At 52.3% G+C, this 14,052-nt stretch carries 13 protein-coding genes; 5 read left to right on the top strand and 8 right to left on the bottom strand.

Annotation, left to right across the window (positions count from 1 at the left end):
* Positions 1 to 39: 39 nt before the first annotated feature.
* The 5 genes from JK213_RS09535 (at position 40) to JK213_RS09515 (ending at position 4,225) form a co-directional block, all read left to right on the top strand.
* The gene (locus JK213_RS09535) at positions 40 to 1,647 is read left to right on the top strand and encodes a Na+/H+ antiporter (RefSeq protein WP_211571376.1); all 1,608 of its coding nucleotides are present in this window, start codon (positions 40 to 42) and stop codon (positions 1,645 to 1,647) included.
* 145 nt (positions 1,648 to 1,792) lie between these two features.
* Positions 1,793 to 2,410: a YceI family protein gene (locus JK213_RS09530; RefSeq protein ID WP_211571375.1), complete on the top strand. Its 618-nt coding sequence runs from the start codon at positions 1,793 to 1,795 to the stop codon at positions 2,408 to 2,410.
* A 4-nt stretch (positions 2,411 to 2,414) separates the two neighbouring features.
* Complete coding sequence (locus tag JK213_RS09525; RefSeq protein ID WP_211571374.1) at positions 2,415 to 3,026, top strand: cytochrome b; 612 nt, start codon at positions 2,415 to 2,417, stop codon at positions 3,024 to 3,026.
* A gap of 4 nt (positions 3,027 to 3,030) precedes the next feature.
* A complete protein-coding gene (locus tag JK213_RS09520) occupies positions 3,031 to 3,618 on the top strand; it encodes a YceI family protein (protein ID WP_322783048.1) in 588 nt (195 codons plus the stop codon).
* Positions 3,619 to 3,814: 196 nt separating this feature from the next.
* A complete protein-coding gene (locus JK213_RS09515) occupies positions 3,815 to 4,225 on the top strand; it encodes a DoxX family protein (protein WP_211571373.1) in 411 nt (136 codons plus the stop codon).
* 24 nt (positions 4,226 to 4,249) lie between these two features.
* Here JK213_RS09515 and JK213_RS09510 read toward each other — a convergent pair whose 3' ends face one another.
* The 8 genes from JK213_RS09510 to JK213_RS09475 all read right to left on the bottom strand — a co-directional run bounded on the left by JK213_RS09510 (position 4,250) and on the right by JK213_RS09475 (position 13,975).
* A complete protein-coding gene (locus JK213_RS09510) occupies positions 4,250 to 5,170 on the bottom strand; it encodes a LysR family transcriptional regulator (RefSeq protein WP_194262723.1) in 921 nt (306 codons plus the stop codon).
* 196 nt (positions 5,171 to 5,366) lie between these two features.
* On the bottom strand, positions 5,367 to 5,831 hold the full coding sequence (locus tag JK213_RS09505) for a nuclear transport factor 2 family protein (protein ID WP_194262722.1): 465 nt from the start codon (positions 5,829 to 5,831) through the stop codon (positions 5,367 to 5,369).
* Between the two features lie 90 nt (positions 5,832 to 5,921).
* Positions 5,922 to 7,388 carry a catalase gene (locus JK213_RS09500; protein ID WP_194262721.1) on the bottom strand — a complete coding sequence of 489 codons (1,467 nt, stop codon included), beginning with the start codon at positions 7,386 to 7,388 and terminating at the stop codon, positions 5,922 to 5,924.
* 565 nt (positions 7,389 to 7,953) lie between these two features.
* Positions 7,954 to 9,843 carry a DUF262 domain-containing protein gene (locus tag JK213_RS16085; RefSeq protein ID WP_211571372.1) on the bottom strand — a complete coding sequence of 630 codons (1,890 nt, stop codon included), beginning with the start codon at positions 9,841 to 9,843 and terminating at the stop codon, positions 7,954 to 7,956.
* On the bottom strand, positions 9,837 to 10,043 hold the full coding sequence (locus tag JK213_RS16080) for a DUF262 domain-containing protein (RefSeq protein WP_211571371.1): 207 nt from the start codon (positions 10,041 to 10,043) through the stop codon (positions 9,837 to 9,839). The genes JK213_RS16085 and JK213_RS16080 overlap by 7 nt, the downstream gene beginning before the upstream one ends.
* Positions 10,036 to 11,484, bottom strand: a complete 1,449-nt coding sequence (locus JK213_RS09485; RefSeq protein ID WP_211571370.1) for a DUF262 domain-containing protein — start codon at positions 11,482 to 11,484, stop codon at positions 10,036 to 10,038. Before JK213_RS09485 ends, JK213_RS16080 begins: the two co-directional genes overlap by 8 nt.
* Before the next feature lie 230 nt (positions 11,485 to 11,714).
* Complete coding sequence (locus JK213_RS09480) at positions 11,715 to 12,992, bottom strand: type II restriction endonuclease (RefSeq protein ID WP_194262719.1); 1,278 nt, start codon at positions 12,990 to 12,992, stop codon at positions 11,715 to 11,717.
* A 219-nt stretch (positions 12,993 to 13,211) separates the two neighbouring features.
* A protein-coding gene (locus JK213_RS09475; RefSeq protein WP_194263529.1) for an IS5 family transposase occupies positions 13,212 to 13,975 on the bottom strand; the annotation gives its coding sequence in 2 pieces (ribosomal slippage) (positions 13,212 to 13,642 and positions 13,642 to 13,975; 765 coding nt in all).
* Positions 13,976 to 14,052 lie beyond the last annotated feature (77 nt).

The raw sequence follows: 14,052 nt of genomic DNA, 5'->3' as shown, positions 1-14,052 counted from the left end.
TCCCTCTCTTCCCGAGCAAGCTCCAGCACTGGACGCAACATGTCTGATACGGCGCGTTACGAGTATTTTCTGTTTCTTCTGACTGTCATCCTGATTCTTGAGCTGTTATCGCGGAAACTGAAGCTCCCTCCTGCGGCGGCATTCATTCTGGGTGGTACGGGGCTTGCTCTTTCGCCCTGGTCACCTGAAGTCACGATCGACCCCGAACTGGTCATGGTTGTCTTTCTTCCGCCCCTGCTGATGAGCAGTGCATGGTTTACGGCCTGGCGGGAGTTCCGGAAAAATCTGTCCGGCATTCTGCTTCTGGCTGTTGGCACCACGACGTTCACGACCGCAGCCGTAGGTGTGGCGGCGCATCTCGTCGTTCCCGCCCTTCCATGGGCCGCGTGCTTCACGCTAGGCGCGATCGTTTCTCCGCCCGATGCCGTTGCAGCCGAAGCGGCTCTGGAGCGCCTGTCGTTACCCGGTCGGGTCACGTCACTGCTTCAGGGGGAGAGCCTGCTGAATGATGCGACTGGGCTGGTTCTGTTCCGCTTTGGGGTTGTCGCTGCTCTGACAGGAATTTTCCGTCCGCTTCAGGCCCTGACAACATTCTGTGTCGTCTCTGTTGGCGGAGTGCTGATTGGTCTTGTCGTCGGGTTTCTCGGGTTGTTTGTCATCCGTCGGTTGCGCGACAGTGACATGGTTATCATTACGACGGTCCTTCTGGCGGAAGTGTCCTATATCGGTGCGGACCATCTCCATGTTTCGGGTGTTCTGGCCACCGTCGCTACGGGACTGGTTCTGGGCTGGCATCAGCACAGGGATTTTGATGCGGAAACACGCCTGCAGTCTCATGCGTTTTGGAAAGTGCTCGTCTTTCTGTTGGAATCCGTTCTGTTCATTCTGATCGGGCTCTCCCTGCGGGGTGTTCTGGGCCGTCTTCGAGGCACACCTGATATTCTGCACCATCTCGTCTATCCCGTCGGGATCGTACTGGTGGCGATGGTCCTGTCCCGGTTTGTGTGGCTTTTCGCGTCGGACGGAATTGTCGGTCTGTTGCGTCGGCGCTGGCCGGAACGGTTCGCGCGTCCCTCTGTGGCCATTTCAACGATTATGGGATGGGCGGCCATGCGAGGGGTCGTGACCCTGACGGCGGCCCTGTCACTTCCGGAAGGGTTTCCCGGACGTGATCTGGCGCTGGCCTGTGCCTTTGCCTCCATTCTGGTCACCGTTCTGGTTCAGGGGACGACACTGGCGCCTCTGATCGGGTTGCTCAGGATCAACGGGGCGTCAGAACTACGTGTTATCCAGTCAGATGAAAACCGAGCCTGGATTGCGGTTGCCGAGGCGCAGCTTCGTGCCATTGAAGAGGCGTCCCGTCTTCCGGACGGGAGCGAGCGCCATCCGCGTCTTCTGGAACAATATCGCTATCGCCTGCATGTGACACGTCAGTATGCGGAGGATACCGCGACGCATCGTCCTGAGGAAATTGCCCATTATGAAGCCGTTCTGAAAGCCATCGGAGCGGGCCGGGAGGAAATTCTGCGCCTGCATCATGCAGGGCAGATCCATGACCGGGTTCTGCGGGAAATGGAACAGGCCATGGATATGCAGGAAATCGAGGCAACTGGTCATTTAGGGGCTTCGGAGGAGGCGATGGCGTAAAAACAGGAAACAATGAGTTTCTGTTGTTTTTATTTATTGCCCGAGAATTCTCACTTAATTTTCTGGTCAACAAGGATGCAAGACAGGCTCTTTCAAAGGCCTGTTTCTCCGTCCCTGCCTCTTCATTCTGACCAGAGAACCCGACATGAAATCCTCTTTCTTTCTGCTTTCCCTCACCGCCCTGACATTTGCATCCGTCATTCCGCATCCGGCAGGAGCTCAGGTCGTCACGGCCCCGGAACAGGTGCAGTCCGGCACCTATGACGTTGAGCCCAGCCACACTCAGGTTGGCTTTTCCGTTCTGCATTTTGGGTTCACGAACTATCAGGGCGTCTTTTCCGACGTTTCCGGCACGCTGGACCTCAATGATAAAAACCCGGCCGCATCCCATCTTTCCGTGAGCATTCCGGTTGGATCGGTTCAGACGACCAGCGCCAAGCTGACCGAAGAACTCAAGGGCGACCAGTGGTTCAATGCGGCGCAGTATCCTAACGCCACGTTTGAATCCACCTCCGTCCGCCGCACGGGCAAAGCCGATGCCATCGTCACCGGCAATCTGACGCTCCATGGTGTTACGAAGCCTGAGACGCTGAAGGTTCATTTCATCGGCGCAGGTGTGAACGCGCTCGACAAGAAATACACAGCCGGTTTTGAAGCCACAGGCACCATCAAGCGCAGCGATTTCGGCGTGAAGATGTATGTCCCGTATGTCAGCGATGCCGTGCAGCTGCGGATTGCTGGCGCTTTCGAAAAGCAGGGCTGAGTTCATGACAGCGCCCGCAAAGCAGAGCCGCGGGATCACGCGATATACGGGCGTGGCGATCATCCTTCACTGGTTGATCGCTGCGGGGATCCTGACCCTGATTGTCATGGGGCTGGTCATGGATCATCTGCCCCTTGATCCGATGCGTGTTTTTCAGCTGTACCAGCTTCACAAGTCGATCGGTATTACGGTCATGATTCTTATTGCCCTGCGGATTGTCTGGCGCTTGACGCACAGGCCCCCAGAGCTTCCCCGTGACATGAAGGGGCTCGAGCGCATGGCGGCCCATCTGACGCACGCTGCTCTGTACGGCCTGCAAATATTCATGCCGCTGAGCGGATGGGCCATGGTGTCGGTGTCCGCTCTGGGGATTCCAACCCTGCTGTACGGCACCATCCTCTGGCCCGATCTGCCGGTGCTTTCAACGTTGCAGAACAAGGCCCCCGTCGAAGCCGCACTGAAAGCGGTGCATCACTGGGGCGGCTGGTTTCTGCTGGCGTTGATTGTTCTGCACATCGCCGCTGCCCTGCGTCACCATTTCGTTTTGAACGATAACATTCTGCGACAGATGCTTCCTGCCATTGGCAGAAAATCTCTTCCCAAACACGGAGACTGACATCGTGGCTTTCCTTAAAAAAGCAGCCTTTTCAGCGTTCGCCATGAGCGTTCTGGCCGCAACACCTGTTCTCGCCGCAGACTGGACGATTGATCCGGCTCACAGCACGATCGGTTTTTCGGGAACACAGACCGGAAATGCCTTTACGGGACATTTCGGAAAATTCGACGGAACCATCTCTTTCGACCCGGCTCATCCCGAAGAGGGACATGCGAAAATCACGATCGATGTTGCAAGCGCCACAACAGCGGACAAACAGCGTGATGGGGCCATGCCGGGAAGTGACTGGTTCAATGTGGCCAGCTTCCCGACTGCGACATTTGAAGCCCGCAGCTTCCGGGCCAAAGGCGGCAATGCGTACGAAGCTGTTGGAACGCTGACGATCCGTGGCGTCAGCAAACCCGAAGCCCTGCCTTTCACACTCGACATCAGTGGCCAGACAGCTCACGCCAAAGGCCATCTTGATCTGATCCGCTCCACCTTCGGCGTTGGTCAGGGCCCGTGGGCTACTGGGCAGTGGGTTGCGCTTCAGGTGGGTGTAAACATCGATGTTACCGCAAACCAGACGTCTGGGTCATCGCCGCATCAGTAACAGAATTCATTGCTGCGTCCTTCGGCTGACGGAATGGACGCGGCCTTTTCAATAAAAATATAGAAACATAATATTTCTATCATTTCCATTTATTGGCACATGAAGCGCCGCTAAAACAGACATCAACAGCCCCGAAGAGCAGTCCTGCAAAATTCCGGCTGAATGTCAGATACTTTCAAACACGAAAGACAAACCGATGAACATGTCCTTTCCACGCGATCAGGTTCTTCTCGCCTCACGCATCCTTCTGGCCCTTTTGTTCGTTTTGATGGGATGGAGCAAACTGACGGGCTTTGAAGGAACCGTAGGATATATGACCAGCACAGGTGCCCCGGTTCCAACAGTGTCCGCTATTATCGCCATCACGACCGAACTCGGTATCGGACTGGCTCTTGTCGCCGGTTTCCTAACGACGCCGCTTTCCATTCTTCTGGCTGTCTATACGATCGTCACCGCGTTCATCGGGCATCATTACTGGACGTTTGATGGTATGGTCCGTTACGATATGTGGATCCATTTTTACAAGAATTTCAGTATTGCAGGCGGCCTTCTCGCCCTTGCTACTTCAGGGGCCGGTCGTTTCTCTGTGGACGCCCTGCGTCGATAAGTCCGCAATCTTTCTGGCCAAACCTCATGCGGTCGTGTTGGCCCAGGGCGGGTGTTCAAACGCCGAGACCAGATGGTCCATCAAGGCGTTGACCCGGAAAGGACGGAGCGTACTGCTGGATGTCACGAGATAAAGCGCAATGCTTGCGGCATCCCAGTCCGGCAGTATCTGTTCAAACCGACCATCCTGCATGCCATCCCAGACCATGAATTCGGGAAACAGACCAAACCCCAGATGCGCTTTCAGGGCCGGCAGAAAAGCCTCTGCATTATCTGCCCGAAAGCGCGAAGCCTGAGACAGCACATAGTCCTCACCGGTTTTTGTGGAGGTCAGGCGCAATGTACCGGGGGCGGACGTATTTGTATAAACGAAGCTTTTCTGCCCTTCGAGATCACGCGGATGCGTCGGACGTCCAATACTATCCAGATACTCCGGCGTTGCGACCAGAAGGAGGCGGACGCCACAAAGATGCCGGGCGCGCAGAGAAGAATCAGCCAGAGATGCAATCCTCAAAGCCAGATCGTAACCTTCAGCCACGAGATCAACGAGGGAATCACTAAAGTCCACGGTGATGTCGATATCCGGATATTTCTCCAAAAAGGCCGGAAGAGCGGGGGAAAGATGTCTGATTCCAAACGTCATGGGAGCAGCAACCCGAATCAGGCCTGAAGGACGATGAGTGCCTCCACGGGCTTCGCTTTCAGCAGCTTCTGCTTCAGCAAGAATCCGGTTCGCATGCCCCAGCAGCATACGACCTGTCTCCGTCACGGACATCTGTCGCGAATTCCGGCTGAACAACGCCACACCCAGAGACTGCTCCAGACGACTGACGGCTTTCGAAATCGTCGGTTTGGAAAGCTGAAGCTCTTCGGCTGCCCGTACGAAAGAACCGCGTTCAGCCACTTTGGCGAAAATGGCCCAGGCTTCGAAATCCGGTAACCTCATATCAACAATCCCTGACACCAGCAGTTCGCCACACGCTGCCGGTTTCTGAGCATGTCACGGAGGAGGTTCCACAAAACCCACTTTGGGAATAATCGCAAGTGGCTGCATGATTCAGCGCCCTCTTTCCCCTCTAAACCGAATTCTCCTAAATTCCTGAAAACTCGCAGGCTTTTTTAGTCGACTGCAATGTATCCCTTCAAAGCCTCAGATCCGAAAGACCCGGATGATCATCCGGCCGTCTTCCTTGTGGCCAATGAAACAGCCGAGCACCGGCTTCAATCGGCAAATCATTGATCGCGGCAAAACGCCGTTTCATCAGACCGTTTTCATCGAACTCCCAGTTTTCGTTGCCGTAAGACCGGAACCACTGTCCCTCGGCATTATGCCACTCATAGGCAAAGCGTACTGCTATCCTGTTCCCCCAAAACGCCCAGACTTCTTTGATAAGCCGATACTCATGCTCACATGCCCATTTGTGAGTCAGGAAAGAGACGATCTCTTCTCTCCCTTGTACGAATACCTCCCGATTGCGCCACTGACTGTCAGGACTATACGCAAGCGCGACTTTTTGCGGGTTACGACTATTCCACGCATCTTCGGCCAACCGTGTCTTAAGCGCGGCGGTCTCGGCATTGAAAGGCGGCAGTGGCGGACGAGACATAATAAATCTCCGGTTCCAAAAACTTGTGGAAAAACGGCTGCAGCTTCCACCGCCTCAGGCCATGCGTCGAGACCCCAACGTCAAACAGTCTTAATGTGCAGTCCGTTTGGAAAGCACACCGTCTTTCACCCGTGATCCGATGGTCGCATCGATTTTCGACCAGTATTCGAACACTCGCGACAGGACGGGTTCTTCAACGCCCTGCAACACATGGCCGACAATATTATTCACAAGTCGGTCGCGCGCCGCATCGTCCATAACGTGGTTAATCAGAGCATTGGCCTGACTGAAATCATTATCGTCCGGACGCAATGTATAAGCCGCACGCACGAAGTCGCCATCTGCCGCCCAGACCGCACTTTCCGGAAAGCGCTGCGCGTCGGCAACGGGACCACCCTTTGAGTTCGGAACATATACCGGATCGCGTGCCTCGCGCATCCGCATCGCCCCTCCCTTGATATAGCCGTGAACAGGGCGTTTCGGCGCGTTGACCGGGATTTGTTTGTAGTTCACGCCCAGCCGTGCCCGATGTGCATCCGCATAAGCGAACGAACGCCCCAGCAGCATCTTGTCAGGGGACAGTCCGGTTCCCGACACGAAATTATTCGGCTCGAACGCGAGTTGTTCGATCTGGGAGTGAAAATCCGTCGGATTGCGGTCTAATGTCAGTTTGCCGACCTCAATCAGGGGATATTCGCCCTGCGGCCAGACCTTGGTCAGATCGAACGGATTAATGTGATAGGTCTTGGCCTCTTCATACGACATGATTTGCATCTTGAGCGTCCAGCTCGGATGCTCACCACGTTTGATCGCCGTATGAAGATCGCGCCGGTGATAATCGGCGTCAGTGCCTGCAAGCTGACCTGCCTGCTCCTGCGTCAGACACTTGATGCCCTGATCGGTTTTGAAGTGATATTTGACCCAGAAGCGCTCTCCGGTCGCATTCACCCACAAATAGGTATGACTGGAAAACCCGTCCATATGACGCCAGCTAGCCGGAATGCCGCGGTCACCCATCAGCCACGTTACCTGATGCGCGGTCTCTGGGCTCAGTGTCCAGAAATCCCACTGCATGTCGTTATCGCGCAAACCATTATCGACGCGGCGTTTCTGCGAGTGAATAAAGTGCTGGAACTTGAGGGGATCGCGCACGAAGAAGACCGGCGTGTTATTGCCGACCATATCGAAATTGCCATCTTCAGTATAAAATTTCAGAGCAAAACCGCGGGGATCGCGCCATGTGTCCGGACTTCCAGCTTCGCCGGCAACTGTTGAAAATCGCGCTACAACTTCAGTCACCACACCAAGCTGAAGAAATTTCGCCGAGGTATATCGGCTGACGTCTTGGGTGACTTCAAACCGGCCAAACGCGCCACTTCCCTTAGCATGCGGCTGGCGATCCGGGATCATCTCGCGATTGAACGCCGCCATCTGTTCAATCAAATAGTGGTCGTGCAACAGGATCGGACCATCCGCACCAACTGTCAGAGAATGTTCGTCACTGGAGACAGCGATACCCGATTCAGTCGTATGAATTGTTTTCGTCTCATCCGTCATAACCATCTCCTTCGAACGCTTTCTGAATATGAACCACAAACACCGATGCAGCTATCAAACGTCGTCTAAAAGATGACATCTGACCGAATATTCAGACACTACGCACAGCCATGCAAAGTGGTTCCAGCCATTAGAGACAAACACGCCTCTAACCATATCATGATTATCCGCGTTAATTGCTGCATAATCCCGATAAATACTCCGTATTCCGGGCAGACGCACAAAAGCCCCAGCCCGTTTCCGGGTTAGGGTTTATGATGCGTTCGTATTGCAAGTATCGTTGGTTGCAGGGGCAGGATTGGCTCTCAAATTGCAGCAATCGCAAGTTGAGAGCAAAGCGGGATTAATAAGCTGTTTTAATGCACTTTTTTCCGCCTGCGCTTAACTCCATCACTGAAATCCATCCCCCCCCCCTGCCCTCGTCAAACGGAGTGTTTGTTTATTCAGAGCCATGTTCGCTTACACTTCACAACAGGGGAAAATATTCTTGCTCACGCCCCGAAGGATAGTCAGGTGATTTTTCTGACATTCTGTCTCGCGCTCAAGGAACTATTTTCTGATCAACTCAAAGCGACCCTCTCGTTTGAAATGACGAAAAATGCCGGAGCGACTCAGCCAGTACGTCAATCATTTTGTTCTGATGTTCTGAAATTTCGGCCTCTTGCCAGCGTCCTCTTGCTTTCATCAACTCGATCATCGAGAGCAGTTTCAAGCTATCGATCTGGCCATTGCCAAGACTTACCTCAAAATGTTCCAGCTTCTGTTGAGGCTGAAAATTACTCAGGCGCGAATTCTTGCTATGGCTAATCAAGCAAAGATTTCCAAAAGCATGAAGTGCAACATTCTCTACCGTTTTATAACCATTCATAGGATGCTGGGGGGAAAAATGCTCCACCGAGCTTCGGAAGGTAAACTCAAAAAAGTTAATCACTTGATCAGAATTTTTACCTTTGCCACGCTCTTTTATCCACAAAAGGTAGTCTAGGAAGTTAAAGACAAAATTGTTCTCAATATGACCATAACATAATTTGGATTGGACCATCTCCCGCCATTGCTCATTAACTACGATCTGAGGCAAAATGGAAGGATCGCCGTAAATCATTTGATAATAGGAAGCTGATTCGCCTAGCGCCAAAAAACGCTGGAAGACAAAGCGTTGCGCCTGACACTCTAGATAGCCAAGATAGGCATCTGCCCTTACCGGATTCTCCGGATTAAAGTTATCGAACAGATAGCGTAAGGCTCCATTAAGCCAGTGTTTGTAAACCAACGTAGGAGTCGATACATGAAATGCCGATAATAGCATCAATATACGTCTATTAATACCTCTAAAACCACCATCATTATCATCAAATGTATTGATATAGCTGACACTGTCTTTTGAATACCAATGCAGCCGTTTAAGGCTCCAGGCATCCTTGCCATCCACAAACTCACGCTTGATGATAAACTGATCAAACAGGTACTTGGTTTTTAGCAGGGCATAGGTAAAGCGCTGGACAGCCGCTACCGGATCGGCCTGCTGCATCACGCGCAACTCAAACTGATCGATCAGTTGCTTATCATCAAGCGGTACGCCTTCCGTGTTGGCGGGACCTCGACTTACGAGCCTCAATACATGAAGCAAAAAGTTGGAAAAATTAATGACGCTGCTAAATCGCTCTGAGCCAGCACTTTCCTCTTCAACATTGTTCACCACGTCGAGCGTATCGTCGTGCAAAATGGCCAATAGGGTGCGTCCGTGGTTAGCCGTGAAGGGGCAATCCTCCGTTTTGTCCTCTGAGTTCGCACTACAAGAGAAAGTCAGCAGACTGCGCAGGCACTCAAAATCCTGAGGTATAAACTGCCCCCAGTCATTTTCGGCAAACAGGCTATGACGTTCAGCAGGTGTAAAACCGTATTGAATATAGCGTTCCATATTGGCGCAGGCATCCCATACCCGCCCGAGTACATAGATATCCTGGCGACGTGTTTCTACTTCAGGAATCCGGTTCAACACCTCCATCATCCTGGCCTTAACCACCTCGTGCTTTTCCAACTGCTCACCGCGGTTGTTCATCGCTTCGAAGAAGTGATTGAGATCTGTATCCTTGGGCACTTCGATACGAGAAATCTGGACGTTCTTGAATAAATATTCACAAAAAGCCGTCAATTTTGTGCCGACCAGACCAAGCTCGGTCGAAGCTTTATTGATCAGTTCAAAGCCATTCACCAAACCTTCGTTAAAGGCATTCCCCCGTAAACGGTAGAGTTCAACACCCTTCCATAAATACTCGAAAGTATGGCTCGAAACCGGACGACTTTCAAAAGAGAGGTTACATTCTCGATACCAACTCATATCTAAGGTCCTATTCTTCTGGTTTTTGAGCCAAATCGCCAGAAGGGAAAGGGTCGTGAAGCGCTGCTGGCCGTCAATTACCTCAAAGGTACCGTCGGCCCGAGCGTAAGCTACCAAGGTACCAAGGTACCAATATAGTAAGTCTGATTTGTGCCTTCTATATTTTTCTTACTCTGATAATCGAGCACATCCTGCAACAATTGAGTGATTTCCCCTTCGCCCCAGGCATAGTTGCGCTGATACATGGGCACCACATAACGGGCACTATCTTCCAGCAACGCACGGATGGAGAACGGACGAACAATTGCGTCAGACATAGTAATTCATTTCCTGAAATAATTCGACCAGCTCATCTTTATTGCCGTTACAATTGTTCTTGTTTTCTCTTCTACTTATGTTTGGCAAATAGAACGCCTGCAGATCAGAAGGCTGATGAGCATCACGAATGGCACGGATCAGGTTGTGCTCCAGCACATAATTATCCATGGTTGCCAGCTGCACCACCTGCTGACGAATACGACAGCGATAGGCCCAGATAAAGCATTTCTCAATGGCCAACGACAGCCCTTGGCTGCCAAACTTGTCGATATAGAAGATCAGAGCGCAGTCAAACATGGCCCGCACATAGCGATCGCCTGTACGATGACGACGTGCATAGTGATTCAAGGTAAAGAGCACTTTGCCTGCTTGCTTCGTCAGCGCGTCATCAAGCAGCATAGCTGGTTGTTCCTGAGTAGAGGCAGTTTCCTGAGCCACAATTGCAGCCACGAGCTTCTGATAGTGCTCGGCCATCTCAAAGAAGCGTCGACCATTAATGATCATCTGGTCGAGATGAAACGGGAAAACCATGCGCTGGCCATCTATCTTGCGCTGATATTGGCTATTGTAATCGTCAACAAAATGGTGGGCGATACGAAGTGACTCTACATAAGGAAAGTGACCTACCCGCTCGAGATTGACCCCTTTGAAGATCTTCACATTCCCTTTACCAAAGTAGCGCGCTGACTTGCCCTCGGCCCACTGACGCACTCGATAAAGATAGAAGGCAAATAGATGGGCCAGTTCGTTGCTGGGCAGGCGTTCCCAATGAGCAACGGCCTCTGCCTTGCGGTAGGCCTCGTGCTCGGCAAATTCGCGCAGATGGAATGCCTTGAGCAGATCGTGAGGTGCCAAATCGCGCCCTCGGGCATTTTGCGAATCAAAGAACTGAAACGCCTCGGAAATATCCTCGAGGACAAAGCAGACCACCTGACATTTATTGAGTAGGAAATCGATTTTCTGCTCATCAAATTCCGAGCGGGCCACCCTCCGATGCAACTCTAGATAATTTCGTCTGAGGTTTACCTCTGAATCGCGGCTAGAAAAACGCGTCCGCTCCATAAACGCACCGATGGGCTCCCTTAATGCCTCAAGTTGTTGTCGAATATCTTGGCGCTGGAATTTGGTTGCTTGCTTCTTGCCGTCTCTACTTTCTTCGTCCAGCACCTCAATCAGCACCTTGACAGTCAACATCAAAGTCAGAGTTCGTTGCTGACCATCGACAATATCGAGTTTTTCGTCTTTATCTGTGTGCTGATAAAATACCACAGAGCCCAATCGATAGGCGCTCTTATTTTGATGAGTAGCCAAATCGGTAAAGAGATCGGCTATATTTCGCGCTCCCCAGCGATAAGGACGTTGATACGTCGGGATAGAAAGTTGCGTCAAAGCCAGAAGTTGACGCACTGAAAGAACCTGATTGTTAATGTTTTCCATCATCAAATCTTCTTAAAAAGCACTCGGCCAAAGAGTTAGTTCTGAGCGTAAAAGATACACAGTTCAATGAGTTTAAAGACCGTCATTTATAGAATACTTTCGTTTTGACCTGAATCACATCTGGAGGCAGCACATATGATACTGTCAAAATTACCGGCAGTATGAATGGTTATTTTTCCTTATCACTGCTCGATAGTGGGCATATCCCTCTCCTGCCATGCCTGTCATCACTATCATGCTGGGGTAAGGAGATGGGATATGGCCTGAATAGGCTTCAGTCCGTGACCAAAGCGCTCAATTGCCTCACGATCCTTCTCCAGCGCCCCATAAGACAGATACCGGACTTTCAGATCGGCAATCCTTCTGAACGCCGGCCGTCTCAACTGTTCCCGCACATCGGCTTCTCGCTTGTCCGGTGCCACAAGGAACAGGCCCTCCAGAGCCTGCGCCTCCGACCCGAGAGCAAGATCCAACATCCGCACGATGCCGGAATAGATGGTCGTTGAATGCTCGACCTCGAATGCCGCAACGATCTTGTGGCTTTCCTGGTCCAGCCACAGGACATCGATCAGGCGCACGGATTCCGCTCCCTGCGTTTCCGCCGTGAAGCCCGGCAATACCGACAGGCAGCCATCCCCCAGCTTGCCATCCTGCCATGGACGACTGCGGTCATTGGCCGCAATCCAGACATCATACCCCAGGGAAAGTCCCAGATCGCGAAGCCAGCCCTGAATCTGGGTATGGGTATGATCCGTTTCCCGCTCCGCAGCGAGGATCCGGGCCTCTTTTGCGCTCTGCTCCCTCACCTGGTGAAGATCGGCTTCCCAGAGTTTCCGCGCTGTTTCGTCGTCCTCAAGAGGCGGTGCTGAATAGCGTCCACTTCCAAGATCAAACAGCAGTCCTCCAATAGCGCCCAGATCATTAGACAGCAGCAAACGGTAGGTCGCATTCAGCTTCAGGATACCCTGCCGCATCGCAAGATATTCCTCCCATCGCCTCAGCTTCACCTTTGATCCGGTCAAGGAATTATAGCCGTTCACGATCGCCGTATTGAAAGGCGGCATGATCGTGGGATGTAGGAAATACAGCAGGTTGGCGACGGCTGGTCCCAGCCCTTTTATCTTCCGGGCATCGATTGCATGAACGGCCGAGACCACATGCACTTCGGTATTGCAGCACAGACAGGTCTCGAGAAGCTGCCCGAATGCTTTCTGGTTGGCAGGATTTTCGTAGATATCGGGAATGCGTAGCTTCGGCTTCCAAAGGAACGCATGATTCGCTCCCTTGAAAATCTGACGCTGTTCAGCAATTGAATGGACGACCGTTTCCAGGGATGAGCCACGATAGGCGACCCCGAATGTGCCCCCGGCAATCTCGGCAACGACCTGCTGCAGACCGCGGCGGATAGAGCGAAAGTTCTTGATACGCTCGTCCCACAGAAACCAGCTCTGATAAGCCCCTGCCGGATCGTCCCGCCAGCGAAGGATAAGGTCTCGAATAAGGTCGGTCATCAATCCAGAAGCTAAAATCACATTCGCTTCTGAGCGTGATTGTAACAGCAGCTCACGTCAATGCGGATAATCGCAAGTGGTTGCACGGTATGATACCCCCGCTTTGAACTTACCCTGCCTAAGTCTCTGTAATTAAACAGTTCTCCAGAAGATGACCTCAATTTACGCATAGCAAAACCCCGCTAAGCCGTTGACTTAGCGGGGTTTTAGGCTCAGGACTCATTCTTTAAGATAGAAGATGAAGCTTGCTGCGATGTAGATTGCGGACATGAATGTATGAGCGCAGCGGTCGTATCGTGTTGCCACCCGTCGCCAGTCTTTCAGCTTTGCGAACATGTTTTCGATCAGATGGCGCTTTTTATACTGATGCCAATTGTAAGGTGGCTTTGATTTCCTGTTTTTCTTTGGTGGAATACAGGCGGTGATGTTCCGGTTTGCGAGAGACTGTCTGATCTTATTGCTGTCGTATCCCCGATCTCCGATGACTTCCTCTGTCTCATCCGGCAGGTCCGCCAGCAAAACATCAGCACCTTTGAAATCACTGACCTGTCCAGCAGTCAGATGAAGGCGGACAGGTCGGCCCTGATCATCGCACACGGCATGAAGTTTTGAGTTCAGGCCGCCTTTTGTCCGTCCGATATGCCGGGGAAAAGCCCTTTTTTGAGCAGGGACGCCGCTGTCCGGTGTGCCTTGAGGTGTGTTGCATCGATCATCAGACGCTTCGAACGGCCAGCCTGCTCTGTCAGGGCAACAAATATCCGGTCAAAGACACCCAGACGGCTCCACCGGATAAAACGGTTGTATAAAGTCTTGTGCGGACCATACGCTTTCGGAGCGTCTTTCCACTGAAGACCGTTACGGATGACATAAACGATCCCGCTCAGAACACGCCGGTCATCCACGCGGGGCACGCCGTGCGCCAGAGGAAAAAAAGGCTCAATCCGCTTCATCTGGCTCTCAGACAGCATAAACACATCACTCACAGGCCCACCCTCCATCGGTAAGACTGTGAATCACGGAACACCGCTCAGTTCAATAAATTAATAGGTCCTGAGCCTAG

The organism is Gluconobacter sp. Dm-44, assembly GCF_018256175.1.
GTDB classification, from domain to species: Bacteria; Pseudomonadota; Alphaproteobacteria; order Acetobacterales; family Acetobacteraceae; genus Gluconobacter; species Gluconobacter cadivus.
Note: the sequence above shows the minus strand (reverse complement) of the source record. Positions and strands in the feature narration are given on the sequence as shown.

Coding starts and splice junctions, on each gene's coding strand:
- JK213_RS09515 (WP_211571373.1), top strand. CDS start 3,815: ATGAACATGTCCTTTCCACGCGATCAGGTTCTTCTCGCCTCACGCATC.
- JK213_RS09485 (WP_211571370.1), bottom strand. CDS start 11,484: ATGATGGAAAACATTAACAATCAGGTTCTTTCAGTGCGTCAACTTCTG.
- JK213_RS09480 (WP_194262719.1), bottom strand. CDS start 12,992: ATGACCGACCTTATTCGAGACCTTATCCTTCGCTGGCGGGACGATCCG.
- JK213_RS09500 (WP_194262721.1), bottom strand. CDS start 7,388: ATGACGGATGAGACGAAAACAATTCATACGACTGAATCGGGTATCGCT.
- JK213_RS16080 (WP_211571371.1), bottom strand. CDS start 10,043: ATGTCTGACGCAATTGTTCGTCCGTTCTCCATCCGTGCGTTGCTGGAA.
- JK213_RS09535 (WP_211571376.1), top strand. CDS start 40: ATGTCTGATACGGCGCGTTACGAGTATTTTCTGTTTCTTCTGACTGTC.
- JK213_RS09505 (WP_194262722.1), bottom strand. CDS start 5,831: ATGTCTCGTCCGCCACTGCCGCCTTTCAATGCCGAGACCGCCGCGCTT.
- JK213_RS09530 (WP_211571375.1), top strand. CDS start 1,793: ATGAAATCCTCTTTCTTTCTGCTTTCCCTCACCGCCCTGACATTTGCA.
- JK213_RS09510 (WP_194262723.1), bottom strand. CDS start 5,170: ATGAGGTTACCGGATTTCGAAGCCTGGGCCATTTTCGCCAAAGTGGCT.
- JK213_RS09525 (WP_211571374.1), top strand. CDS start 2,415: ATGACAGCGCCCGCAAAGCAGAGCCGCGGGATCACGCGATATACGGGC.